The following is a 22,980-nucleotide window of genomic DNA, read 5'->3' on the forward strand; positions in this document are numbered from 1 at the left end:
CGTGGGGCACCCGCCTCACGGCGCGTCGGCCGCAGGTGTGGGGTGTTTGGACGCGGGGCCTTCGGAGGAGACCCCGCCGGTACCATCACCCCGCTCCCGGTCTCGGGTCCCTACCTCCGGCCCGGACCCCTGGCCCCCGACTCCAGCCTTGGGTTTCGGTGCTTGGTTGTGCGCCTGGGGCCGGGCCGGGGGAGGGGTGGGGGTCAGCGGGTGGGGGTCAGGGTGCGCTTTCTGGAGGCGTAGATGTCGTCCACCAGCCTGTACGTGCGCGCCTGCTCCGCCGTGAAGATCCGATCCCGCTCGATGTCCTTCCTGATCTCCAGGATCCCCCGCCCCGTGTGCCGGGAGAGGATCTCCTCCTGCTGGTCGCGCATGCGCAGGATCTCCCTGGCGTGGATCTCCAGGTCGCTGCCCTGCCCGCGGCCGCCCTCCGTGTGGGGCTCGTGCAGCAGGACGCGGGCGTGCGGCAGGGCGGCGCGTTTGCCGGGGGAGCCCGCCGCCAGCAGGACCGCCGCGGCCGAGGACGCCTCGCCGATGCAGACGGTGTGGATCTCCGGCCGCATGTACTGCATGGTGTCGTAAATGGCCATCATGGCGGTGAACGAGCCGCCGGGGGAGTTGATGTAGAGGCTGACGTCCTGGTCGGGATCGAGCGATTCGAGCGTGAGCAGCTGCGCCATCACGTCGTTGGCCACGGTGTCGTCGATGGGGGCGCCGATGAAGATGATCCGGTCCTCGAAGAGCTTGTTGTACGGGTTCATCTCCCTCATGCCGTACGACGTGCGCTCCGTGAACGAGGGCAGCACATAGCGGCCGCTCATATCAGTTCATCCCTTCTGCGATGTGGTCGACGATGCCGTAGTCCAGCGCCTCCTGGGCGGTGAACCAGCGGTCGCGGTCGGAGTCGGCCTGGATGCGCTCCAGCGGCTGGCCCGTGTGGTGGGCGATGATCTCGGCCATCCGGCGCTTGGTGTAGAGCATGTTGTCGGCCTGGATCTGGATGTCGCTGGCCGAGCCGCCGATGCCGCCGAGCGGCTGGTGCATGACGACACGGGAGTTGGGCAGGGCGTAGCGCTTGCCCTTGGCGCCCGCCGTCAGCAGCACCTGCCCCATGGAGGCGGCGAACCCCATCGCCACCGTCGCCACATCGCACGGAATGAACTGCATCATGTCGTAGAGCGCCATCCCGGCGGTCACGGACCCGCCCGGCGAATTGATGTAAAGCGTTATGTCGCGGTGTGGGTCTTCGGCCGCCAGCAATAGGAGCTCCCCGCAGAGCCGGTTGCAAATCTCGTCGTCGACCTCCTGGCCGAGGACGACGATCCGCTCTTTCAGCAGGCGCTGGCTGAGCTGGTCTGGCCAGGCCGCACGCTGGGTCTCCGTCATGACCGGTCGCCTTTCTGTGCTGGGTGTTTCCGAGAAAAACGCTAGACCCGGCGGGTGTGAATTCTGGAATTTTTTCGCTGGGGGCGCATTTCTCTAAGGGCGCATTCCACCGAGAGCGAATATCCATCGACATACAATCGCGGATGTGAGAAGGAACCTGCCCCGCCGATGGGCGTGCCTCATCCTGGGCGGCGCGCTGCTGATGCCGTACATGATGACCGGCGTCCTGATCGCGGCCCAGTGGCAGGGCCAGAGCGCCAACCTGCTGCTGCCCATCCAGATCGGCGTGTTCGTGGCGGTGCTGCCGGTGGTGGCCGTCACCGGGCTGTTCCTGCCGATCCGGGCCCTGGAGGTGAACGCGGCGCAGGGGCTGCTCGGGGCGCACGTCGAGAGCCCGCCCAGGCAGGCGGGCCGCACCTGGCAGGAGCGGCGCAGGACCGCCGCCTGGTTCACCCTGCACCTGGCGGTCGGCGGGCTGCTCAGCGGCTCCACGCTGGCCATCGTGCCGTTCACGCTGGTCACGCTCGCGCTGCCGTTCGCCGGGCGGGCGACCCCGGTCATCGGCGTCGTCGTGGAGCCGGGATGGCCCGCGGCGCTGTGGCCGCTGGGCGGGCTGGCGCTGCTGGGGGCGCTGGTGGCGACGGTGGCGGGCGCGGGCGAGCTGCTGGCCAGGCTGGCTCCCGTCCTGCTCGGCCCCACCCCGGCCGAACGCCTGGCCGCCGCAGAAGAGCACGCCCGTACGCTCGCCGAACGCAACCGCCTCGCCCGCGAGCTGCACGACTCGGTCGGGCACGCGCTGAGCGTCGTCACCCTGCAGGCCGCCGCCGCGGGCCGGGTCCTCGACCGTGACCCGGAGATCGCCAGAAGGGCCCTGGCCGCGATCGAGCAGTCGGCCCGCACCGCCCTGGAGGACCTCGACCACGTCCTGGGCGTGCTCCGCGAAGACGACCGGGCCGGTGGCTCTCGGAGTGGTGGCGATCCGGGGCGGGGCAGGGCGCCGCAGGCCACGCTGGCCGACCTCGACGAGCTCGTCGCCGCCTCGGGCGCTCAGGTGCGGCAGGAGGTGGGCGACCTGTCCGCCGTGCCCGCCGTGGTCTCCCGGGAGGCGTACCGCATCCTCCAGGAGGCGCTCACCAACGCCATCAAGCACGGCCACGGCCCCGTACGCCTGGCCGCCGCCGTACAGGACGACGACCTGAGGCTCGAGGTCACCAACCCGGGACGGGGGACCGGCGGCGGTCCCGGAGGCAGGGGCGTGACGGGGATGCGCGAGCGTGTCCGGCTGCTGCGCGGCGAACTGGACGCGGGCCCCACGGAGGCCGGATGGAGCGTCACGGTGCGTCTGCCGCTACGGTCGAGCCCATGACGCTCAGAGTCGTGATCGCCGACGACGAGGACCTCATCCGCGCCGGACTGCGGATCATCATCGACGCCGAGCCGGACCTGACCGTGGTCGGCGAGGCCGCGGACGGCGCCGCCGTCCTGCCCCTGGTCCGCCGTGAACGGCCCGACGTCGTCCTCATGGACGTCCGGATGCCCGCGCTCGACGGCATCCAGGCCACCGAGCGCCTGCTGGCCCTGGACGCGCCGCCGAAGGTGCTGGTGGTGACCACGTTCGAGAACGACGACTATGTCTACGACGCGCTGCGGGCCGGGGCCAGCGGGTTCCTGCTCAAGCGCACCAGGCCGGACGATCTGATCAAGGCGGTCAAGCTGGTCGCGGCGGGGGAGTCGCTGCTGTTCCCGGCCGCGATCCGGGCGCTGGCCGGGCGCCGGTCCCAGGGCCCGGGACGGGTGGCCGGGATCGACCGGCTGACCGGCCGTGAGGGCGATGTGCTGCGGCTGATGACCAAGGGGCTGTCCAACCACGAGATCGCCGCCGAGCTGGTCGTCAGCCAGGAGACGGTCAAGACGCACGTGGGGAACGTGCTGGCCAAGCTGGGTGCCCGGGACCGGACCCAGGCCGTGATCGCCGCGTACGAGTCGGGCTTCGTCTCGCCGAGCTGAGACGGCGTCCCCCCGAGGGGCCCCGTGGGGTCCTTCGGGGGCGGGCGAGGAGGTCAGGGGTGGATGGCGGCGCGGCGCAGGAGCTCGGCCGCGGGCAGCACGGTCGCCTCCGTGGCCGTGAGGCCGGTGGCGGCCAGGGCCCGGTCGACCAGGTGCAGTCCCACCGCGTACCCCGCCATGTCGGCGATGCCGCGCGGTTCCTGCCCGAACATGCGCGCCACGCTGTCCCCCACCACGTACTTCGACGTGTGCTGCATCCCGGCCAGCGAGAAGTCCGCCATGATCAGCTCGTACGCCCGCTCGTACGCCTCCCCGCTCACCATCGACGACCACGGCCCCATGGCCTCGGCCCCCGACAGCTCCCGTACGAACGCCTCGGCCAGCCCTTCGGCCACCACGTGCTCGCCCACGGTCACGGTCATCGGGTTCCACTCGACGTTGGTGTAGCGGACGTTGTGGTGGAACTCGTGCACCGCCAGGTGCCCGATCCGGCCGATCACCTCGTCCGACGGCCAGGCCAGCAGGTAGAGCCAGCCGGGCGAGCCGCCCATGCCGTAGTAGCCGCCGCCCACCTTCATCAAATGCTCGTTGTCCGGATTGCCCAACATGAGCATGACCTGCACCGACTCCCGCTGCTTGGCGTCACGCAGCCGGTCGGAGGCGCGCTCCAGCTCCCGCCGCACCTGCCCGGGCACGTCGGCGTCGATCATGCGCTGGACGGCGGGCAGGTAGCGCGGATCGTCGGCGTCGACCCGGAAGCCGCCGCCCTGGTGGTGGATGTCGACGATGTCGCCGGGCATCGGGATCTCCGAGCGCGTCGGCTCCAGGATGTCCCGCAGCGCGCCGGGCCGCCGTTCGAGCGGCTCGCGCAGCAGGGCGGCCATCGGCGTGAGGGTGTCGTGAACGATGAATTCCATGCCGCGGAAGCTAAAGCCTCCTGTTACGTCAGGCTCAAACTAATGGAACAGCGGGGACTCCTCACCCATCTCGTCGCCCGGTGTCTGACCGGGCGTGACCTGCCCGCTCTCCGACGGGGAGGGCGACGTCGACGGCGAGGGCCGCGGCTCGGGGCTGGCCGGCGTCGGCGGCGGCGTCGGCACGAACACCGTCGGCGGCAGCTGCCGGGGCTGCGGCTCGCTGTCGCGCCGGCCCAGCAACAGCAGCAGCAGGATCGCCGTCACCAGCATCAGCAGCAACACCAGCGCCAGCGCGGCCATCAGGACCCGCTTGCGGGTCTCGGTGAGCGGCCTGCGCTGCCGCGTCGGGCCGGGCAGCGCCGGCGCGCGGTCGGTCAGCCAGTACGGCACGAAGTCGGGCCCGTGCACCTCGCCGATGAACGTCCCGCCCACCATGACGGGATCGAGGAAACGCTCGGCCCCGGGCCGGCCGGGCACGTACGGGACCGCCACCCAGGGCGCGTGCCCGCCGTCGAAGGCGAGCACGTCGGGCGTGTCGTCCAGCACCGCGCTCCGCGACCGCCCGGAACGTCCGAGCCAGCCGCGGAATCCGGACCGTTCGCCCCTGGCCTCCCTGATCGCGGTCACGAACCGGTCACGGGCGGCGGCGTCGAGCGCGGCCCCTCGGGTGAGCACGGCGACGGACACCGCGCGCCCGTCGGGTGCCTGGCCGAGGTACACGAAGCCGGCCGGGGCAGTGTGCAGGCGGGCCTGGACCACGTAAGGTCCCAGCCGGGGTGGATCGCCGTACTGCAGGGGACTTGCCACGTTTGCCATGAAAGCACAGACGTGGCGTCGTGCACGTTTGCGGCGCGTTTGGTGGAATGGCGTCATGAGCGTCGCCGAAGAGTTGCCAGGCGGAAACGACGCGGCACTGCTGCGTCAAAGTCTCGACGAGGTCCGGCGTGTCATCGTCGGCCAGGACCACATGGTCGAAAGACTCATCGTGGCCCTGCTGGCCCGCGGGCACTGCCTGCTCGAAGGAGTCCCAGGCGTCGCCAAGACCCTCGCCGCCTCCACCCTGGCCACTGTCGTGGGCGGCACGTTCGCCCGGATCCAGTTCACCCCCGACCTCGTGCCGAGCGACATCATCGGCACCCGGGTCTTCCACCCCTCCAACGAGAAGTTCGATGTCGAGCTCGGCCCCGTGTTCGTCAACTTCCTGCTGGCCGACGAGATCAACCGCGCCCCGGCCAAGGTCCAGTCCGCGCTGCTGGAGGTGATGGCCGAGCGGCAGGTCACCCTCGCCGGCGTCACCCACCCGCTGCCCAGGCCGTTCATCGTGCTCGCCACCCAGAACCCGATCGAGTCCGAGGGCGTCTATCCGCTGCCGGAGGTGCAGCGTGACCGGTTCCTGTTCCGGGTACGGGTGCCGCACCCCAGCGCGCACGAGGAGCTGGAGATCCTCCACCGGATGAGCGTCAAGCCGCCGGTCCCCGAGCGGGTGCTCGACCCCGACAAGCTGCTGGCCCTGCAGGAGGCGGCCGAGCAGGTCTCGGTGCACCAGCTCGTCGCCGACTACGTGGTGCGGCTGGTCATGTCCACGCGCAGCCCCGCCGACTACGGCCTGCCCGACCTCATCGACACCATCGAGATCGGCGTCAGCCCCCGCGCCACGCTGGGCCTGGTCTCGGCCGGGCGGGCGCTGGCCCTGCTGCGCGGCCGTGACTACATGCTGCCCGACGACGTACGCGACGTGGCGGTGGACGTGATGTCGCACCGGCTCATGCTCACCTTCGACGCCCTGGCCGACGGCGTCGACCCGGAGCAGGTCGTCAAACAGATCCTGCAGGCCGTGCCCCCGCCCCTCGTCGTCTGGAACCAGAACCGGTGAGCGGCCTGTGAACACGGCCGAACAGGCGCTCAGGCGGCTGGAGCTGACGGTCACCCGGCGGCTGGACGGGCTGCTGCACGGCGCCCACCAGGGGCTGCTGCCGGGGCCGGGCAGCGAGGCCGGCGACAGCCGCGTGTACGTGCCCGGCGAGGACGACGTGCGCCGCATGGACTGGGCGGTCACCGCGCGCACGACCGTCCCGCACGTACGCGACCTGATCGCCGACCGCGAGCTGGAGACCTGGGCGCTGGCCGACCTGTCGCCCAGCATGGACTTCGGCACCGCCGACACCGACAAACGCGACCTGGTCGTGGCGGCGGTCGGCGCGATCGGGTTCCTGTCGAGCAGGCTGGGCGACAGGTTCGGCGCGCTGGTGCTGCACGACGAGTACGTGCACCGCATGCCCGCGCGCACCGGCCGCCCGGCCCTCTACGGGCTGCTGCACTCGCTCATGGACGCCCCGCGCGGCCGGATCGTGCCCGACGCGCCCGATCTGGCCGAGGGCATCGAGGTGCTGTCGGCCAGCCGCAGGCGGCGCGGTGTGCGGCTGATCGTCTCCGACTTCCTCGACGCCCGCCCCAGCCTCGACCCCGACGCCGAACGCCCCTGGGAGCGCCCCATCAGGCGGCTGGCCGCCCGTCACCAGGTGCTGGCGGTCGAGGTGATCGACCCTCGCGAGCTGGAGCTGCCCGACGTGGGGCGGGTCGCGTTCACCGACCCCGAGAGCGGGAAGGTACGCGAAGTGCATCTTTCACCCAAGGTTCGGCAAGCGTACGCGGAGGCGGCCGCCCTGCAGCGCGAGGGCACCCGCGTGGCGCTGCGCCGCGCCGGCATCGCGCACCTCGTGCTGCGTACCGACCGGGACTGGGTGTTCGACATCGCGCAGTTCGTCCTCCGCCAGCGCCGCATGAGCCATCTCGCCCACAGGAGACCTACGTGACTTTCTTGGCCCCCGGCTGGCTTTGGCTGTTCCTGCTGGTGGGGCTGCTGGTGGCCGGGTACATCGTGTCGATGTTCGCCCGGCGCCGCTACACCGTGCGCTTCACGAACCTGGCCCTGCTCGACCTCGTCGCCCCCGCCGGCCCCGGCTGGCGCCGCCACGTCGGCCCCGCGCTGTTCCTCCTCATGATGGCGCTCCTGGTCGTCGGCGCCGCCAAGCCCGCCGACCAGGTACGCGTGCCGCGCGACCGCGCCACCATCATGATCGCGCTGGACGTGTCGCTGTCCATGGACGCCGACGACGTCCAGCCCGACCGGATCAACGCCGCCAAGGCCGCGGCCCAGGCGTTCGTCAGGGAGTTGCCGGACCGCTTCAACGTCGGCGTGGTGTCCTTCGCCCGCTCCGCCAACGTCGTCATCTCGCCCACCACCGACCACCAGGCCGTGGTCACCTCCATCGGCACCCTCACCACCCGCCCGGGCACCGCGATCGGCGAGGCCGTCTTCAACTCGCTCGACTCGCTGCGCTCGTTCGACCAGCAGGCCGCGACCGACCCGCCGCCGGCCGCGATCGTGCTGCTGTCCGACGGCGACAACACCTCGGGCAGGTCCGTGAACGAGGCCATCGACGCCGCCCAGCAGGCCCGCGTGCCGGTCTCCACGATCGCGTACGGCACCCAGGAGGGCACCGTCAACATCGACGGCCGCCCGGTGAACGTGCCGGTCAACAAGCAGACCCTGCAGTCGTTGTCCGACGGGACCAGCGGGCGGGCCTACACCGCCGAGTCCGGCAGCGAGCTGCGCGAGGTCTACGAGCAGATCGGCACCTCGCTCGGCTACAAGCTGGTCAACCAGGAGATCACCCAGTGGTTCATCGTGGCCGCGATCCTGGCCGGGCTGCTGGTGGCGGGCGCGGCGGTGCTGTTCGGCTCCCGGATCCCCTGACGTCACCCCTCCCTCAAGGCCGCTTGCTGTGTGACTTGTACACTCTTGGGGTTTCTTGGGGGAATCGGGGGAGTGGCGTGCCGCTGGAGCAGGTCCTGGTGTTGCTGGTCGCGGCGGCAGGGGCGGGGTGGGTCGACGCCGTCGTGGGCGGGGGCGGGCTGGTGCAGCTCCCCGCGATCTTGATGACGGGGCTGCCCACGGTCGAGGCGATGGCCACCAACAAGCTGTCGTCGATCTTCGGCACCACCTCGGCGGCCGTCGCGTACGCCCGCTCCACCAAGATCGACCGGCAGGTGGCGCTCCCCGGCGCCGGGCTGGCCGTGCTGAGCGCCGGGCTCGGGGCGTCGGCGGCGGCGGCGATCTCGGCCGAGGTGCTGCGGCCCGTCGTCATGGTGGTGCTGCTCGGGGTGGCCGCGTTCGTGACGCTGAGGCCCGCGCTCGGGGCCGTTCCGGTGCCGCACCTGCGGACCCGCGGCCGGGTGCTGGCCGCGGTGGCGGTGGCCGGGGTCGGGATCGCCTTCTACGACGGCATCATGGGGCCGGGCACGGGAACGTTCCTCATCATCGCCTTCACCACCATCCTCGGGCTGGACTTCGTCTCGGCCTCCGCGTCCGCCAAGATCATCAACGTGGGGACGAACCTCGGGGCGCTGGTGGTCTTCGGGCTCCAGGGGCACCTGAACTGGGGGCTCGGGCTGGGCATGGCCGTGTGCAACGTGGCCGGCGCCCAGCTCGGCGCGCGGATGGCGCTCAAGCGGGGCACCGGCTTCGTGCGGATCGTGCTGCTGTGCGTCGTGGTGGCCCTGGTGGCCAGGCTGGCGTGGCAGCAGTTCGGCGGCTGACGGCGCGCCGCGGGGTCAGGCCAGGAGGGAACGGACGTACTCGCCGATCGGCTGGGTGGGGCGGCCGATGAGGTCGCGCAGCGTGCCGGGGGTGTGCGAGAGCCAGCCGCGGGCGATGTTGACGTCCACGTCCGCCATCATCTCGGCGAACGGCACCGGCAGGCCGGCACCGGCCAGCACGCCCGCGTACTCGTCCTTCGGCAGGTCCTGGTAGACGACCTCCTTGCCGGTGGCCGCGGCGATCTCGGCGGCCAGGTCGGCCCGGGTCCAGGTCGTGTCGCCGGACAGCTCGTACACCTTGCCGTCGTGGCCCTCGCCGGTCAGCACGGCGGCCGCGGCGGCGGCGTAGTCGGCGCGGGAGGCGGAGGCCACCCGGCCGTCGCCGGCGGCGCCGTGCACGGCGCCGAGCTGCGGGGCGGCCGTGATCGCCGGCGCGTAGACCTCGTTGTACCAGTTGTTGCGCAGGATCGTGTACGTCACCCCGGACGCCTTGATGTACTCCTCGGTCGCCCGGTGGTCGGCGGCCAGGAGGGCCTCGGTGGTGTCGGCGCCGGGCGCGCTGGTGTAGACGAGCGTGGCCCCGGCCTCCTTGGCGGCGTCCACGACGGTCGAGTGCTGCTGCAGGCGGTTGGGGTCCAGGCCGGAGATGAGCAGCACCCTGGTGGCGCCCCGCAGCGCGCTCCTGACCGTCTCGGGCCGGTCGTAGTCGGCCTGGCGCACCTCGACGCCGAGGTCGGCGCCCTTCTCCGGGGTACGCGCGGCGGCGACGACCTGCTCGGCGGGGACGCGCTTCTTGAGCTCCTCGATCACCAGCCGGCCCAGCTGTCCGGTGGCTCCGGTCACCACGATCATGATTTCTCCCATTCAGTACCAGCGATTTGGTTAGTACTTTCTATCAGAAAGTACCCACGAACGCGTACGCTGGTTTCCATGGAGGAGTTCGAAGAGCTGGTGTCCGATGTCTTCTCGCGCCGGTGCACCTCGCGCTCGGTGCTGGAGACGATCACCGGTCGCTGGGCGATCCTGGCGCTGGTGGCCCTGTACGAGGGGCCCTACCGTTTCAACGCGCTGCGCCGCCGGGTCGACGGGGTGAGCGAGAAGATGTTGTCCCAGACCCTCCACGCGCTCGAACGTGACGGCATGGTGCTGCGCGTGGCCGAGTCCTCGATCCCGCCCAAGGTCGAGTACAGCCTCACCGAGCTGGGCCGGGAGGCCGCCGAGCGGCTCATCCCGCTCCTGGAGTGGGTGGAGGGGCGCATGCCCCAGGTGATGTCCTCCAGAGAGGAGTACGCCGCCCGCTGAACGGCCGCTTTCCCGCAGGCCGCTTTCCTACAATGGGGCCATGCGTGCCAGCCGCCTGCTCTCGCTGCTCCTGCTCCTGCAGTCGCGCGGCCGCATGACCGCGCCGGAGCTGGCCGAGGAGCTGGAGGTGTCGGTCCGCACGGTCTACCGCGACGTGGAGGCGCTGTCGTCGGCCGGCGTGCCGGTCTACGCCGACCGGGGGCCCGCGGGCGGCTACCAACTGCTCGACGGCTACCGCACCAGGCTCAACGGGCTGACCGCCGAGGAGGCCTCCTCGCTGTTCCTGGCGGGGCTGCCCGGCCCGGCGGCCGAGCTGGGGCTGGCCGAGGTGGCCGCCACCGCGGAGCTGAAGCTGCTGGCCGCGCTGCCGCCCGAGCCGCGCTCGCAGGCCTCGCGGATGCGCGAGCGGTTCCTGCTCGACGTGCCGAGCTGGTATCGCTCGGCCGACGACGTGCCGCATCTGAGCGAGGTCGCCGAGGCGGTGTGGGACCGGCGGCCGCTGCACATGACCTACCGGCGCTGGGGGCAGCAGGAGGTCGACCGGGTGATCCACCCGTACGGGCTGGTGCTCAAGGGCGGGTCCTGGTACATGGTGGCCGCGCCGCCGGGCGGCAGCGCCCGCACCTACCGGGTGGCGCGGATCCTGACCGTGGAGACGCTGCCCGGCCGCTTCCCCCGGCCCGAGGGGTTCGACCTGGGCGAGTTCTGGCAGGGCTACGCCAAGGAGTTCCGCGAGCGGATGTACACCGCCGAGGCCGTCATCAGGCTCGCCCCCGGCCGGGGCGAGCTGCTGGCGTACACGATGGGCTCCGACGTGGTCGGCGCCGCGCTGGCCGCGGCCGGCGAGCCCGATCCGGAGGGCTGGCTGACGCTGACGGTGCCGATCGAGTCGATCACGCACGCGCGCTGGCTGCTGCTGCGGATGGGGGCCGACGTGGAGGTGCTGGGGCCGCCGGAGCTGCGGGCGCTGATGGGCGAGGCGGTCGCAGAGCTGCGCAAACTGTACGAGTAGGCCGATAATCAGGCGACTTCCCGGCGCGGTTTCTGGGAACATTCCGCGCATGTATCTTCTCGCTTTCATAGGCGCGTGCGTTCTGGTGGCCATGGCGCCAGGGGTCAGCACGGCCATCATCCTGCGCCAGACGCTGCGCGCGGGCCGCGGCTCCGGCATGGCCGCCACGCTGGGCAACGAGACCGGCATCCTGCTGTGGGGGCTGGCGGCCGCCTTCGGCCTGTCGGCGCTGCTGGTGGCCTCGCAGCTGGCCTATGACGTGATGCGCGTGGTCGGCGCCGTGGTGCTGGTCGTGATGGGCGCCCAGGCGCTGTGGCAGGCCCGCAAGGGCGCGCCCTCGACCAATGGGGCGACCGAGGTCGAGGGGGCGGTGGTGCCGGGCCTGCGCGGGCCGTACCTGGCGGGCCTCGGGACGTGCCTGGCCAACCCGAAGGCGGCGGTGTTCGCGATGTCGTTCCTGCCGCAGTTCGTCGCACCGGGGCAGAACGTGCCGGTCACGCTCGCGACGCTGGCCGTCGTGTGGGTGCTGGTCGACCTGGCCTGGTACGGGCTGCTCATCTGGACGGTGGCCAAGGCCAAGGCGGTGCTGGGGCGGCCCGCGGTGCGCCGGCGGCTGGAGCAGATCTCCGGCGTGGTGCTGATCGGGCTGGGCGTGCGGCTGGCGGTGGAGTCACGATGACGATCTGGCATTCCGAGCGGGGCACGGGCGAGCCCGTCGTGCTGCTGCATTCGACGTCGGTCGACTCGGGCATGTGGGACGCGCAGGTGGAGGCCCTGTCCGAGCGCTTCCGGGTGATCACGGTGGACTTCCGGGGGTACGGGCGCAGCCCTTACCGGTCGGACGGCCCGTACAGCGACAGCGACGACGTGGCGCGGCTGCTGGCCGCGCTGGAGGTGAGCCGGGCGGCGCTGGTCGGCTCGTCGGGCGGGGGCCGGGTCGCGCTGGAGCTGGCGGCGGCCGGGCTCGCCGGCCGGCTGGTGCTGCTGAACCCCGTCTCCGACCTGGCGCCCACGCCGGACCTGCGGGCGTACTGGGACGAGGAGGGGCGCCTGCTCGAGGCGGGCGACGTCGAGGGCGCGGCGGAGCTGAACGCGCGCACCCTGCTCGGGCCCGAGGCGTCGCGGGAGACGTTCGGGCGCGTGGTGGAGATGCAGCGGCACGCGTTCGAGGTGCAGCTGGCCGCCGATCCGGAGCCGTCGCAGGTCGAGAAGGAGTTCGCGCCGGCGGAGATCGACGTGCCGGCGCTGGTCGTGGCCGGCGCGCACGACCTGCCGTACTTCCAGGAGAGCGCCCGCCACCTGGCCGGCGAGCTGCCCCGGGCGCGGCTGGTCGAGCTGGACTGGGCCGGGCACCTGCCCGCCCTCGAACGTCCCGAGGAGATCAACCGACTGCTCCTGGACTACCTTTAGGACATGACGAACGACCTGGCGACCCTCCTTCGGCAGGCGCAGGACGACGACCCGCTGCTGGCACTGCACGCCACGACCGCCCTGCGCCGCGAGATCGAGCGTCTGGAGGCGGTCCAGGTGCGCCGGGCCAGGGTGGCGGGGCTGGCCTGGGCGCAGATCGCCGACGCGATCGGGGTGAGCAAGCAGGCCGTGCACAAGAAGTACGGCCGCCGCTAGCCCGCCCACGTGCCGGCGAACCAGCGCAGCGCGATGTTCCAGGAGTAGCCGCGCCGGATGCGTCCGGCCACGTCCGAGGGCAGCGTGTCCAGGCCGCGGTGCTCCAGCAGCACCTCGGTGCCGCCCTCGACCGGGCTGAAGGCCACCTCGATCTCCATCCGGCCGCCCTCGTTGAGCAGGTCGGCCCAGACGAGGCGGCGCGGCGGCTCCCAGGCGAGGATCCTGCCGGTGTCGACGTGGCCGCCGTCGGACCACAGCTCGCGCAGGAAGCCGTCCTCGAAGCGGATGGCGACCGCGCGGGCCGGGTCGACCCAGCTGTGGCGGCCGCGCACGTACCAGCTGTCGATCTCGTCGGTGAAGATCCGGAACGCGGTCGCCGGGTCGACGGGCACGGTGACGCTGGCCTGGACGGAGTTCACCGGCTGCGCTCCACGTGGTCCTTGAACGAGCCGAGCTGCTCGGCCCAGAATGCCTGCACCTGGTCCAGCCAGGCCTGCAGCGCCGTGAACGGCTCCTGGCGCAGCGTGTAGAGGCGCAGGCGGGCGTCGGCGCCGCCGGCCTCCGCCTGGACGAGGCCGCCCGCCCGCAGCACGCGCAGGTGCCTGCTGAGGGCGGGGGCGCTCATCTGGACGGCCTGCGCCAGCTCGCCGGCCGGTCGCGGGCCTTCGCGCAGCAGGTCGATGACCTTGCGGCGGGTGGGATCGGCGAGCGCGGCCAGTGTCGCGTCGATTTCGTTAACGTTGGCGTTAATTGTTGCCTGCTTCCGTTAGGCTGTTAACCCTTAACGCTAGCGGCAATTATTGCGGAGGTTCGTACATGAGTGTCGAGCTGGGTTACTACACGCTGTCCGTGGCGGACCTGGATCGGGCGGCCGCCTTCTACGGGGCGCTGTTCGGCTGGGAGTTCAGGCGCGAGCACGAGACGTACCTGCACGTCACGAACACGGCCGTGCCGATGGGCTTCGTCGCGCGCGGGCCCTCCTCGCAGCCGAACATCTACTACCACGTCACCGACATCGACGCGGCCGTCAAGCGGGTGCGGGAGCTCGGCGGCGACACCGGCGAGCTGTACGACAGCAAGTCGGGGCGCGGCTGCACCTGCACCGACGACCAGGGCACGGAGATCAGCCTCTGGCAGCCCGCCCCCGGTTTCGATTAGGCCGGGTTTCTAATCCGTGTTTTCTAGTCTGGGGCCTTGACGGTGGCGATGCCGAGGGTGCTGGTCATCGGCAGCAGCCCGGCCTCGAAGGCCGCGCCGAGGAACGGCGAAGCCAGCCGGGCCAGCCGCTCGGCGCGCTCCTCCCCGAGCAGCCGCCACGGCTCCGCGGCCAGCCGGTCGGTCATCCGCTCGACCTGGTCGCGCAGCGCCCGCCCCCGCTCGGTGGCCTGCCCGTCGGGGCCGGCCAGCCCGCGGGCGGCCAGCCGCTCCTGGGCCGCGTCCCACTCCTGCTCGCTCCAGCCGCGCCCGGCGAAGTTCGCCGCGGGGGCGGCGCCGATCGCGGCGAACGACACCAGCGACTCGCAACCGTCCAGCTCCGCGGCCTGCAGCGCCGCCAGGTGGCCGTCACCGCGGTGCTCGCGCAGCACGGTGGCTGCCTGCCACAGCACCAGGTGCGGCTCGTCGGCCCAGGGCAGGTCCAGGTTGGCCGCGGCCAACGGCCGCCCGGCCACGCTCACGCTCTCGGCGGCCCGCCTGGCCAGCTCCGCCGCCTCCACCGTCGCGTCCGCCGTCACCCTGTCGCCCAGCAGAGCGCGGTACGTGCGGTCGACGGCGGTCATCCGGGCCTCGAGCACCCGCTCGGGCGAGGCGACCTCCCACGCGGCGGGCACGTGCTCGGCGATCATCCGCGGGCTGAAGCTGTAGTACGCGGCGGTGGCCAGCCGGCTGCCGGCCCGCCCGAGCGGGGCCGTGCGGTAGGCGAAATAGCTCGGCCAGCGCGACTCCACGTCGTAACCGAGCGCGCCCGCCTCCTCGAACGCCTGGGGCGAGAAGTACAGCACCGCGTGGATCGGCTCAAGCTGGTGCCACATGCGGCGGGCAAGTCTGGACGATGTGCTCATAGTAATCCCTCACTGTCTAGATAAGCTATGCCAGTGACGATAGAGGCTTGGCGCATCACTGGTCAATCGCAAATAGACAGTTATGTCGGGAGGTGGGCGGAGCTGGCCGTCCTGCTGGTGAACGAGCTGGCCGTCACCCAGGCCCGCGGCCGCCCCGTGGACCCGCCCGCCGACCGCCGGGCCGCGCTGGAGGCGGCGTTCGACCGGCAGGGCCGGCCCGCCGGCCGCGCGCTGACCGGCGCGGACGCCGACCGGCTCGCGGACGTGGCCGCCGAGCTCCACCCGGCCTTCAGCGGCGACGTCGCCGCCCTCAACGCGGCCCTGGTGCGCCACGCGGCCGTGCCCAACCTGCACGGCGACCCGCCTGTGCTGGCCTTCCACGGCCCCGGTGCGGACCTGGTCGACGCCTGGGCCGCCGACGCCGGCACGGCCCTGGCCATGGTGATCGGCGTCGGCCAGGGCCGGCGGCTGCGGACCTGCGAGGCGGGCGGGTGCGAGCTGGTCTTCTTCGACGTCACCAGGAACGCCTCGCGCCGGTTCTGCGGCCTGTCCTGCCAGAACCGCGCCAAGGCCAGCGCCTACCGCGCCCGCCGCCGCGCCTGACCACGGACCCTGGGCACGCGCTCGGCGTCGCCCATTCTGTCGGTGGCGGCGGGCATGATGGCGGCCATGGCTTCATGGCAGGAGTTCGAGCAGCAGGCGGCGGAGCTGGCCGGGCCGGCGCGGCGGCTGCTGGAGGCGTACCGGCACAAGGTGCTGGCCACGCTGCGCAAGGACGGCTCGCCCCGGGTCAGCGGCATCGAGACCAGCTTCCGGGACGGCGAGCTGTGGACGGGGTCGATGCCGGGGGCGGTCAAGGCGTCCGACCTGCGCCGTGACCCGCGGATGGCGATCCACGTCACCTCCAGCGCGCCTGAGGGGGACGATCCGTCGTCGTGGGAGGGCGACGTGAAGCTGGCCGGGCGGGCCGTGGAGATCACCGATCGGGAGGTGCCGGCGTCGTTCGGGCTGCCGAGCGAGGAGTCGCACCTGTTCCGGATCGAGCTGACGGAGGTGGTGTGGACGCGGGTGGAGGGCGACGAGATCGTCATGGACTCCTGGCGCGAAGGGGTGGGGCTGCGCCAGATCCGCCGCAAGTAAAGACCCACGGCGGACCACCAGGCCCTCGCCCCCAGCCGGCCTTCCGAAGTCCGCCGGACTTCGCCACCGCCACCGCGGCAGCCGTTGCTGTCGCGGCTGCCGCCCTGAGCGGTTGGCCCTGCCCGCAAGGGGCCTCTGCCCACGGCGGGCTCGCCTGCGCGAGGGTCGGGCGGTTTCGGAGGGGCGGTGGGGGAGGACGGCTCCCGCGAGCGGCCGGCCGCAAGGGACCGTTTCCGCGACGGCCGTTCCCCCTGGCGTGAGTCCTCGGCGCCGGATGGGGCTAGTGGACGGAGAAGCCGCCGTCCACGAAGAGCATCTGCCCGGTGACGAACGCGGAGGCGTCCCCGGCCAGGAAGACGGCCGCGCCCGCGAAGTCCCCGGGCACGCCGTTGCGGCCGACCATGTGGCGGGCGGCGAGCGTTTCGACGCGGCCCGGGATGGCCTGGGCGGGTTCGGTCAGCGGGGTCAGCACGAAGCCGGGGATGATCGTGTTGACGCACACCCCGCGACCCGACCACGCCTCGGCCTGGGAGCGGGTCAGGCCGGCGATGGCGGCCTTGGCCGTGCCGTACGCGCCGCTGTCGCCGAAGGCGCTGATGGACTGCTGGGAGCCGAGGTTGATGATGCGGCCCCAGCCACGGGCGGCCATCCTCGGGCCGAAGTGCTGGCCGAGGAGGTAGGGGGCAGTGAGGTTGACGGCGATGGTGCGCTCGTAGTCCTCGACGGTGAGGTCGGCCATGGGCTTGCGGATGTTGTTGCCGGCGTCGTTGACGAGGATGTCGGCATCGCCCGCCGTGGCGCACACGCGCCGGACGTCGTCGCGGTCGGCGAGGTCGGCGCTGATCCACGAGGCGGTGACGCCATGCTCGCGCAGGCGGGCGGCGGCCTTGTCGAGCTCGCCCTCCCTGCGGGCCACCAGCATGACCTCGGCTCCGGCCCGGCCGATCGCCTCGGCGATGGCGTACCCGATGCCGGAGCTGCCGCCGGTCACCAGGGCGCGCCGGCCGTCGAGGGAGAACAGCTCCCGCAGATAGTCAGACATGATCGGCCAAGCTAGCACCCGAGGGGTACGACCGCGTCGAGCGGGCCATGGCGACCACCACCCGGCCCCCGCCGGCACATCGTTCGGCAAAGGATTGCGCGGCGGCGGCTCTCAGGCGGAATGACCGTGCCGCCCTTCCACACAACCAATCGCCGGGGAAGCGATGTCCGCTGAAGCGCACCCGGCGTTTCTTCGTCAACCTCTTCCCATCCGATCGCGAGGACATCGCGCCGATCGCCCGCAGGCCCGCCCAACGTCGGCACAGGCCGACTCGGAGACCGGGCCGTCCTCGGCTTCGCAGGGCACCGTCTCCCGCCGTCGCTGAGTCATCCCCACTGTCAGCCGCGGTTCGTGTTCTTTTGTTGGGTGCCGAGCTCAGCGACCTGCCCCTCTCCGGGGTCGGCGGGCGGCCAGCTCGACTCGGGCGAACAGGACGACCAGCACGGCCAGGACGGCCGATGGGGCCAGGAGCCATAGCCAGCGCTGGGCCCACCAGCCGACGGTTGGCTCCGCAAGCAGGGTGCCACCCAGCCCTTCATAGGCCCACAGCACCACCAGGTACGCGGTCATGTGCCAGAGAAAGACGGTCAGCGCGACCACGTTGAGGGCCACCACCGGCTTCCAGGCGGTCGGTCGGCGCAGCAGGCGCTCGGCGGCCGGCGTGACCAGGGTCAGCAGCCCGAGTTGAAAGACGGCCAGGGCGGCGATGGCGGCGTTGGTCGGGAAGATGTTGGATTCGGCGCCGGCGGTGGCCACCATCGAGTGGGGGTAGCCCGCTCCTAGTGTCAGCCCGGCCAGCCCGGCCAGCCCGGCCCCGACAACCGCCAGACGCTGCGCCAGCGGGCGCCGCCCCAGCTCCCAGCTGCGCCAGGCGTAGCCGAGCTGGTGGCAGAACAGCCACACCAGGGCGGCGGTCACCCAGCCAGCCCAGGCCAGGCCGGCGCCGCGGTGCGCCACGCTGCCGAGGGCGATCAGCAGCACGAGCGCTACCAGGACCCTGGCTCCGTAGCGGGCGTTCAGGCTCGCGGTGATCGGCACTGCGGCGATCACCAGGCCGTACACGCCCAGGAACCACAGCGGCGTCAGGTAGCCCGGGAACCACTCCCACATCCATCGGTGCGGGCCGGGTAGGGCCGCCGCGATCAGCTCGCCGGCGAGCCAGACCAGGGCCCAGACGGCAGTCGGCCAGAGCAGCCGGCGCAGCCGGCCTCGGACGAACTGGCCGGCGGTCGTCCCGCCAGCCTGAGCCCGCTGCCAGCCGACCAGGTTGGCGTACCCGCCGACCAGAAAGAACACCGGCATGATCTGCAGCACCCAGGTGGCCAGCCAGCTACCGGGCACGGTATGGATCGGGTTGGGCATGGTCAGGCTGCCGTCGGCGATGCGGTGGGTGACCGACAATGTCCAGTGCCAGAGGGTGACGACCAGGATGCACAGCGCGCGGGCGGCGTCGACCACCCGGTCGCGGGACGTCGGCGTGGCCGCCACCAGCCGGTCCAGTGTCGATCGCTCGCCCGCGACGCGGCGGGTCTGCCGGTCTTGGCGTCTGGTGCTCAGCGGTACAGCTCCTCGATGTCGGCCGCGAAGTCCTTGTGGACCAAGGCACGCTTGACCTTCAGGGTCGGGGTCAGATATCCGTTCTGCTCGGTCAGGTCGACCGGAAGGATCCGGAACCTGCGGATCGACTCGGCCCGGCTCACCGCCGTGCTGGCCTCGTCCACGGCCGTCTGCAGCCTGGCCGGCAGATCCGGATCGTCGCGAAGCTCGGCCGGGCCGGCCTGCTCGGGCCTGCCGACGGCCCGCTTCCATGACGACAGCGCCGCGGCGTCCAGGGTGATCAGCGCGGCGGTGTACGGCCGCCGGTCGCCGACGACTACCGCCTGGCTGATGAGCGGGTGGTTGTGCAGGCGATCTTCGAGCGCCTCCGCGGCGAGGTTCTTGCCGCCGGCGGTGACGACGATCTCTTTCTTGCGGCCCGAGATCGTCAGGAACCCGTCCTCGTCCAGGACGCCGAGGTCGCCGGTGCGCAGCCGACCGTCGGCGGTCTGGCTCTCCCTGGTCGCCTGCTCGTTGCGCCAGTAGCCCTGGAACAGGATCGGGCCCTTGATCAGGATCTCGCCGTCGTCGGCGATCCGGATCTCGACGCCGGGGAGGGGCGTTCCCACCGTGCCGATCTTCAGCGCGTGGGGCAGGTTCACGGTCGCGGCGGCACTGGTCTCGGTCATCCCGTAGCCTTCCCACACGGTGATGCCAATTCCTCGGAGGAAGTGACCCAGCCGTGCGCCCAGCGGCGCTCCGCCGGAGATGGCGTAGCCGACCCGGCCGCCGAGCGCGGCCCGCAGCCGCCGGTACACCGTCCACAGGGCATAGTCCACCAGCGTCCACTCGTAGCTGGTGGCGGCCAGCAGCGCGACCCGGTCGCCGGGCCGGATGCCGGCGGAGAGGAAGCCGGCCGCCAGGCTGCGAACGTCAGCCGCGAACTGCCTGGCCGTCACCGGACGCCAGCCGCCGGCCGACCGGCGCCGGAACAGGACCATGTCACCGTTCACCCGGTCGTCGGCGAACACCACGTCGGCGAGCTGGGCATCGGGGGCAACGGTTCTCGGGGCCGGGACCGCGTGGACACGCATTGTCCATCTCCCTGTGCGGAAAAGGCCAACCAGGCGGCGTCGGCAGACTGCGGCACCGGGCGCCGCATGTACGGCGGCGAGAAGCAGCCAATTAGCCTGATTCCCCAGGTCACCAGGCACACACCTGACAGGCGAAGGCTGTACGACGGCGCAGGCCGGCGAGCACATCAAGCCGCGGCTCCTGGGACACTGGGGCGCCAGCCCTGGCCTGGCGCTGGTGTACGCGCACGCGTCCCGGCTGATCCAGCACACCGGGCAGCAGATGATCTACCTGGCCGGTCCCGGGCACGGCGGCCCGACGCTGGTCGGGGCCTGCTACCTGGAGGGCACCTACACCGAGATCTACCCGCACATCACCATGGACGAGGAGGGGCTGCTGCGGCTGTTCCGTCAGTTCTCCGCACCCGGTGGGATACCCAGCCACGCGTCGGTGCCGACCCCGGGCTCGATCCACGAGGGCGGCGAGCTCGGCTACTTGCTGCTGCACGCCTTCGGAGCGGTGATGGACAACCCGGATCTCATCGCACTGGCGATGGTCGGCGACGGGGAGGCGGAGACAAGTCCGCTGGAGGGGTCGTGGAACGTGATCTCCTTCCTGAACCCTGTCCGCGACGGCGCGGTTCTGCCGGTTCTCCACCTGAACGGCGCGAAGATCGCCGGGCCGACCCTGCCGGCCCGCAAGGGACCGGGACGAGGTCCGGTCTTTGCTGACCGGGCACGGGTATGACGTCATCGAGGTCGAGGGTGACGACCTGCCCGGCATGCACCGCCGGTTCGCCGACGCGCTGTCGCGGGCGTGGACGTCGATCAAGGCGATCCAGGCGGAGGCCCGCAGCGGCGACTGGGACGGCACCCGGCCCCGGTGGCCGATGATCGTGCTGCGGACGCCGAAGGGCTGGACCGGACCGGACGTGGTGGATGGAGTGCAGGCGTCGGGCACATGGCGCTCTCACCAGGTGCCGCTGGCCGGGATAACCCGCAGGCTCGGCGAGCTCATGCGCGACACCTACGAACGCAACCCAGACCGGTTCCGGCTGTTCTGCCCCGACGAGACCAACAGCAACCGGCTCGGGGCGGTGTTCGAGTGTCCGACCGGGCGTTCGCGGAGCGCGTGACCGAGCATCCTGCTGACCTCGACGGCCTGGCGCCAGGACCACAACGGTTTCAGCCACCAGGGGCCCGGACTGATCCAGAACGTGATCACCCACCGCGGCACGATCAGCCGGGTCTACCTGCCGCCGGACGCGAACACGCTGCTGTCGGTGGCCGACCACTGCATGCGGTCGCGGTCGCGCGTGAATCTCGTCGTCATCGACAAGCAGCCGCAGCTGCAGTGGCTGCCCATGGACGAGGCAGTGGCCTACTGTGCCCGGGGTGCCGGCTGTGGCCGTGGGCAGGGACCGTGGACGGGCGGTCGGATCCCGACATCGTGCTCGCGTGCGCCGGGGACGTGGCCACCATGGAGACCGTCGCGGCGGCGAACCTCCTGCGCGAGCGCCTGCCGCACTTCGCCACCAGAGTGGTCAACGTGGTCAACCTGATGACGTTGCCACTACGCACGGTCCACCCGAACGGCATGGACGACATCCTGTTCCGGGAGCTGTTCACCGACCACGTCGACGTGCTGTTCGCCTTTCACGGCTGCCCGGCGAGATCCACCAGCTGGTGCACGGCCAGCCGGGCCCGGACAGATTCCATGTGCGCGGGTTCGCCGACGAGGGCACGACCACGACCCCGTTCGACATGGTGGTGCGCAACCGGGCATCTCGGTACCACCTGGTGATCGACGCGCTGAATGCCGCACGGCGGACCCCGACCGGGGCGAGCGAGCAGAAGGCATGGTGCGAGCAGCAGTTCCTCCGCCATGAGCGGTACGTGGTCGAGCACCTGCAGGACATGCCGGAGGTGCGGGACTGGTCGCTGGGCGACTGGGCAGAGCAGGGCTGAGCACGGTGGGCTGGCCTCGCGGAGGGGAACTGGCCCGCTGAACCGGACATGTCCGGCCGATTGCGGCTTGACGGCGATCGTTGCTCGGCCCCTCTGCCATGGATCCTTTGTCCACATAAGGGATGGTCCTTGCTGGAGCCTCGCTTCCGCACCCGTGCCAGGGGAAGGCCAGACATCAGCCGTGTCGCCGGCGTGTTGGGGGGCGACGCAGGCGGCGTTCGGGGGAGTGATCATGGCAGAACGTACCGAAGGGACGATGAAGGCGTTCGTGATGAAGGAGATCGGACGCGTCGGCTTCATGGACAAGCCCGTGCCGCGGCCGGGCCCGTTGGACGCCATCGTACGGACGACCAGTGCCCTGATCTGCACGTCGGATTCCCACACGGTCAAGGGCGGCATCGGGCCCCGGGAGAACCTGACGCTCGGCCACGAGGGGGTCGGTGTGGTGCACGAGGTCGGAGACGAGGTGCGGAACTTCCGCCCCGGCGATCGTGTTCTGGTCGGCGCCATCACCCCTGACTGGGGCGATCTCGCCTCTCAGAACGGGCATCCGTCACAGTCCGGCGGGCCGCTCGGCGGGTTCAAGTTCGCGAATTCCAAGGATGGAGTCTTCGCCGAGTACTTCCATGTCAACGAGGCCGACGCCAACATGGCGAAGATTCCTGAGGGCGTCACCGACGAGATGGCGGCTTACTGCGCCGACATGCTCTCGACCGGATTCATGGGCGCGCAGAACGGCCGCATCCCGCTGGGCGGGACCGTCGCCGTTCTCGCACAGGGGCCGGTGGGGCTGATGGCGACCGCGGGAGCACGGCTCTGCGGCGCCGGTCTCGTCATCGGGGTCGAATCGGTCCCCCGCCGGAAGAAGCTCGCGCAAACCTATGGCGCGGACGAGATCGTGGATTTCAGCAAAGAGGATGTCGTCGAGCGGGTCCTCGAACTGACGCAGGGCCAGGGCGTGGACACCGCCATCGAGGCCCTCGGCACGGACGCGACCTTCCAGACCGCCGTCAAAATCACCAAGCCCGGCGGGACGGTGTCCAACACCGGCTACTACGGTGAAGGCGAATTCGTGCGCATTCCCCGCGTCGAATGGGGAGTCGGCATGGCCGAAAAGACGATCACGACGGGCCTGTGCCCAGGCGGCCGGCTGTGCATGGAGCGGCTGCTGCGAATCCTCCAGGCAAAGCGCCTCGACCCGACCCACATGACGACCCATTCGTTCGAGTTCGGGGAGATGGAGCGGGCCTTCGAGATAGCGGACAAGAAACTCGAGGATGTCGTGAAGGTGTTGATCACCTTCTAGGGCCGC

29 protein-coding genes and 1 pseudogene are annotated in these 22,980 nt (G+C 71.4%); 19 read left to right on the forward strand and 11 right to left on the reverse strand.

What is annotated here, in order from left to right; genetic code table 11:
• Nucleotides 1-203: 203 nt before the first annotated feature.
• Both ACWDRB_RS23060 and ACWDRB_RS23065 read right to left on the reverse strand, forming a co-directional pair.
• Nucleotides 204-821, reverse strand: a complete 618-nt coding sequence (locus tag ACWDRB_RS23060) for an ATP-dependent Clp protease proteolytic subunit (RefSeq protein WP_350734283.1) — start codon at nt 819-821, stop codon at nt 204-206.
• Nucleotide 822: 1 nt separating this feature from the next.
• Nucleotides 823-1,386, reverse strand: a complete 564-nt coding sequence (locus ACWDRB_RS23065) for a ClpP family protease (RefSeq protein WP_192783338.1) — start codon at nt 1,384-1,386, stop codon at nt 823-825.
• 145 nt (nt 1,387-1,531) lie between these two features.
• On the opposite strand from ACWDRB_RS23065, the gene ACWDRB_RS23070 reads away from it, so the two are divergent.
• Nucleotides 1,532-2,752, forward strand: a complete 1,221-nt coding sequence (locus ACWDRB_RS23070; RefSeq protein ID WP_449896677.1) for a sensor histidine kinase — start codon at nt 1,532-1,534, stop codon at nt 2,750-2,752.
• Entirely contained in the window at nt 2,749-3,393 is a 645-nt protein-coding gene (locus ACWDRB_RS23075; RefSeq protein WP_449896679.1) for a response regulator, read from the forward strand. Before ACWDRB_RS23070 ends, ACWDRB_RS23075 begins: the two co-directional genes overlap by 4 nt.
• A 53-nt stretch (nt 3,394-3,446) precedes the next feature.
• Here ACWDRB_RS23075 and ACWDRB_RS23080 read toward each other — a convergent pair whose 3' ends face one another.
• Both ACWDRB_RS23080 and ACWDRB_RS23085 read right to left on the reverse strand, forming a co-directional pair.
• On the reverse strand, nt 3,447-4,310 hold the full coding sequence (locus ACWDRB_RS23080) for a DUF2268 domain-containing protein (protein WP_449896681.1): 864 nt from the start codon (nt 4,308-4,310) through the stop codon (nt 3,447-3,449).
• Between the two features lie 39 nt (nt 4,311-4,349).
• The gene (locus ACWDRB_RS23085; protein WP_449896683.1) at nt 4,350-5,126 is read right to left on the reverse strand and encodes a hypothetical protein; all 777 of its coding nucleotides are present in this window, start codon (nt 5,124-5,126) and stop codon (nt 4,350-4,352) included.
• 55 nt (nt 5,127-5,181) lie between these two features.
• On the opposite strand from ACWDRB_RS23085, the gene ACWDRB_RS23090 reads away from it, so the two are divergent.
• From ACWDRB_RS23090 to ACWDRB_RS23105, 4 genes are all read left to right on the forward strand, one after another.
• Nucleotides 5,182-6,183, forward strand: coding sequence for an AAA family ATPase (locus tag ACWDRB_RS23090; protein WP_355198869.1), 1,002 nt, complete (start codon nt 5,182-5,184; stop codon nt 6,181-6,183).
• 7 nt (nt 6,184-6,190) lie between these two features.
• A complete protein-coding gene (locus ACWDRB_RS23095) occupies nt 6,191-7,123 on the forward strand; it encodes a DUF58 domain-containing protein (protein WP_350734294.1) in 933 nt (310 codons plus the stop codon).
• Nucleotides 7,120-8,067: a VWA domain-containing protein gene (locus tag ACWDRB_RS23100; protein ID WP_350734295.1), complete on the forward strand. Its 948-nt coding sequence runs from the start codon at nt 7,120-7,122 to the stop codon at nt 8,065-8,067. Before ACWDRB_RS23095 ends, ACWDRB_RS23100 begins: the two co-directional genes overlap by 4 nt.
• 77 nt (nt 8,068-8,144) lie before the next feature.
• A complete protein-coding gene (locus tag ACWDRB_RS23105; RefSeq protein ID WP_350734297.1) occupies nt 8,145-8,909 on the forward strand; it encodes a sulfite exporter TauE/SafE family protein in 765 nt (254 codons plus the stop codon).
• 15 nt (nt 8,910-8,924) lie between these two features.
• Here the strand turns inward: ACWDRB_RS23105 and ACWDRB_RS23110 are convergent, their stop codons facing one another.
• Entirely contained in the window at nt 8,925-9,761 is an 837-nt protein-coding gene (locus ACWDRB_RS23110) for an SDR family oxidoreductase (protein WP_449896687.1), read from the reverse strand.
• A gap of 78 nt (nt 9,762-9,839) precedes the next feature.
• Here ACWDRB_RS23110 and ACWDRB_RS23115 point away from each other — a divergent pair, with 78 nt between their 5' ends.
• From ACWDRB_RS23115 to ACWDRB_RS23135, 5 genes are read left to right on the forward strand one after another with little or no spacing between them, the layout of a single operon-like run.
• Nucleotides 9,840-10,211, forward strand: coding sequence for a winged helix-turn-helix transcriptional regulator (locus ACWDRB_RS23115; RefSeq protein ID WP_449896689.1), 372 nt, complete (start codon nt 9,840-9,842; stop codon nt 10,209-10,211).
• Between the two features lie 40 nt (nt 10,212-10,251).
• Nucleotides 10,252-11,223 carry a helix-turn-helix transcriptional regulator gene (locus tag ACWDRB_RS23120; protein WP_449896691.1) on the forward strand — a complete coding sequence of 324 codons (972 nt, stop codon included), beginning with the start codon at nt 10,252-10,254 and terminating at the stop codon, nt 11,221-11,223.
• 49 nt (nt 11,224-11,272) lie between these two features.
• The gene (locus ACWDRB_RS23125; RefSeq protein WP_449896693.1) at nt 11,273-11,902 is read left to right on the forward strand and encodes a LysE family translocator; all 630 of its coding nucleotides are present in this window, start codon (nt 11,273-11,275) and stop codon (nt 11,900-11,902) included.
• The gene (locus ACWDRB_RS23130; protein WP_449896695.1) at nt 11,899-12,633 is read left to right on the forward strand and encodes an alpha/beta fold hydrolase; all 735 of its coding nucleotides are present in this window, start codon (nt 11,899-11,901) and stop codon (nt 12,631-12,633) included. The genes ACWDRB_RS23125 and ACWDRB_RS23130 overlap by 4 nt, the downstream gene beginning before the upstream one ends.
• Before the next feature lie 3 nt (nt 12,634-12,636).
• Entirely contained in the window at nt 12,637-12,849 is a 213-nt protein-coding gene (locus tag ACWDRB_RS23135) for a hypothetical protein (protein WP_185074419.1), read from the forward strand.
• Here the strand turns inward: ACWDRB_RS23135 and ACWDRB_RS23140 are convergent.
• Both ACWDRB_RS23140 and ACWDRB_RS23145 read right to left on the reverse strand, forming a co-directional pair.
• On the reverse strand, nt 12,846-13,268 hold the full coding sequence (locus ACWDRB_RS23140) for an SRPBCC domain-containing protein (RefSeq protein WP_350734307.1): 423 nt from the start codon (nt 13,266-13,268) through the stop codon (nt 12,846-12,848). The two genes, ACWDRB_RS23135 and ACWDRB_RS23140, sit on opposite strands and share 4 nt — an antisense overlap.
• Entirely contained in the window at nt 13,265-13,600 is a 336-nt protein-coding gene (locus ACWDRB_RS23145) for an ArsR/SmtB family transcription factor (RefSeq protein ID WP_449896959.1), read from the reverse strand. The genes ACWDRB_RS23140 and ACWDRB_RS23145 overlap by 4 nt, the downstream gene beginning before the upstream one ends.
• A 65-nt stretch (nt 13,601-13,665) precedes the next feature.
• Between ACWDRB_RS23145 and ACWDRB_RS23150 the strand changes: the two genes are divergently transcribed.
• On the forward strand, nt 13,666-14,007 hold the full coding sequence (locus ACWDRB_RS23150) for a VOC family protein (RefSeq protein ID WP_363968619.1): 342 nt from the start codon (nt 13,666-13,668) through the stop codon (nt 14,005-14,007).
• 23 nt (nt 14,008-14,030) lie between these two features.
• On the opposite strand, the gene ACWDRB_RS23155 is transcribed toward ACWDRB_RS23150, so the two are convergent.
• Nucleotides 14,031-14,909 carry an SCO6745 family protein gene (locus ACWDRB_RS23155; RefSeq protein WP_449896698.1) on the reverse strand — a complete coding sequence of 293 codons (879 nt, stop codon included), beginning with the start codon at nt 14,907-14,909 and terminating at the stop codon, nt 14,031-14,033.
• Nucleotides 14,910-14,942: 33 nt separating this feature from the next.
• Between ACWDRB_RS23155 and ACWDRB_RS23160 the strand changes: the two genes are divergently transcribed.
• Complete coding sequence (locus tag ACWDRB_RS23160) at nt 14,943-15,512, forward strand: CGNR zinc finger domain-containing protein (protein WP_363968615.1); 570 nt, start codon at nt 14,943-14,945, stop codon at nt 15,510-15,512.
• 66 nt (nt 15,513-15,578) lie between these two features.
• A complete protein-coding gene (locus tag ACWDRB_RS23165; RefSeq protein ID WP_449896700.1) occupies nt 15,579-16,049 on the forward strand; it encodes a pyridoxamine 5'-phosphate oxidase family protein in 471 nt (156 codons plus the stop codon).
• Between the two features lie 280 nt (nt 16,050-16,329).
• Here ACWDRB_RS23165 and ACWDRB_RS23170 read toward each other — a convergent pair whose 3' ends face one another.
• The 3 genes from ACWDRB_RS23170 to ACWDRB_RS23180 form a co-directional block, all read right to left on the reverse strand.
• A complete protein-coding gene (locus tag ACWDRB_RS23170) occupies nt 16,330-17,091 on the reverse strand; it encodes an SDR family NAD(P)-dependent oxidoreductase (protein WP_397368468.1) in 762 nt (253 codons plus the stop codon).
• 375 nt (nt 17,092-17,466) lie between these two features.
• The gene (locus ACWDRB_RS23175) at nt 17,467-18,579 is read right to left on the reverse strand and encodes an acyltransferase family protein (protein WP_449896702.1); all 1,113 of its coding nucleotides are present in this window, start codon (nt 18,577-18,579) and stop codon (nt 17,467-17,469) included.
• A gap of 65 nt (nt 18,580-18,644) precedes the next feature.
• The gene (locus ACWDRB_RS23180; protein ID WP_449896704.1) at nt 18,645-19,721 is read right to left on the reverse strand and encodes an AMP-binding protein; all 1,077 of its coding nucleotides are present in this window, start codon (nt 19,719-19,721) and stop codon (nt 18,645-18,647) included.
• Nucleotides 19,722-19,938: 217 nt separating this feature from the next.
• Between ACWDRB_RS23180 and ACWDRB_RS23185 the strand changes: the two genes are divergently transcribed.
• The 5 genes and pseudogenes from ACWDRB_RS23185 to ACWDRB_RS23205 all read left to right on the forward strand — a co-directional run bounded on the left by ACWDRB_RS23185 (nt 19,939) and on the right by ACWDRB_RS23205 (nt 22,974).
• Nucleotides 19,939-20,448 carry a phosphoketolase family protein gene (locus tag ACWDRB_RS23185; protein WP_449896706.1) on the forward strand — a complete coding sequence of 170 codons (510 nt, stop codon included), beginning with the start codon at nt 19,939-19,941 and terminating at the stop codon, nt 20,446-20,448.
• Nucleotides 20,426-20,836, forward strand: a complete 411-nt coding sequence (locus tag ACWDRB_RS23190) for a phosphoketolase family protein (RefSeq protein WP_449896708.1) — start codon at nt 20,426-20,428, stop codon at nt 20,834-20,836. Before ACWDRB_RS23185 ends, ACWDRB_RS23190 begins: the two co-directional genes overlap by 23 nt.
• A 12-nt stretch (nt 20,837-20,848) precedes the next feature.
• Complete coding sequence (locus tag ACWDRB_RS23195; protein ID WP_449896961.1) at nt 20,849-21,262, forward strand: hypothetical protein; 414 nt, start codon at nt 20,849-20,851, stop codon at nt 21,260-21,262.
• A pseudogene (locus tag ACWDRB_RS23200) lies at nt 21,151-21,668 on the forward strand (phosphoketolase family protein). The gene ACWDRB_RS23195 and the pseudogene ACWDRB_RS23200 overlap by 112 nt, the downstream one beginning before the upstream one ends.
• A 232-nt stretch (nt 21,669-21,900) precedes the next feature.
• Entirely contained in the window at nt 21,901-22,974 is a 1,074-nt protein-coding gene (locus ACWDRB_RS23205; RefSeq protein WP_449896710.1) for an NAD(P)-dependent alcohol dehydrogenase, read from the forward strand.
• Nucleotides 22,975-22,980: the final 6 nt, after the last annotated feature.

The organism is Nonomuraea sp. NPDC003707, from assembly GCF_053587055.1.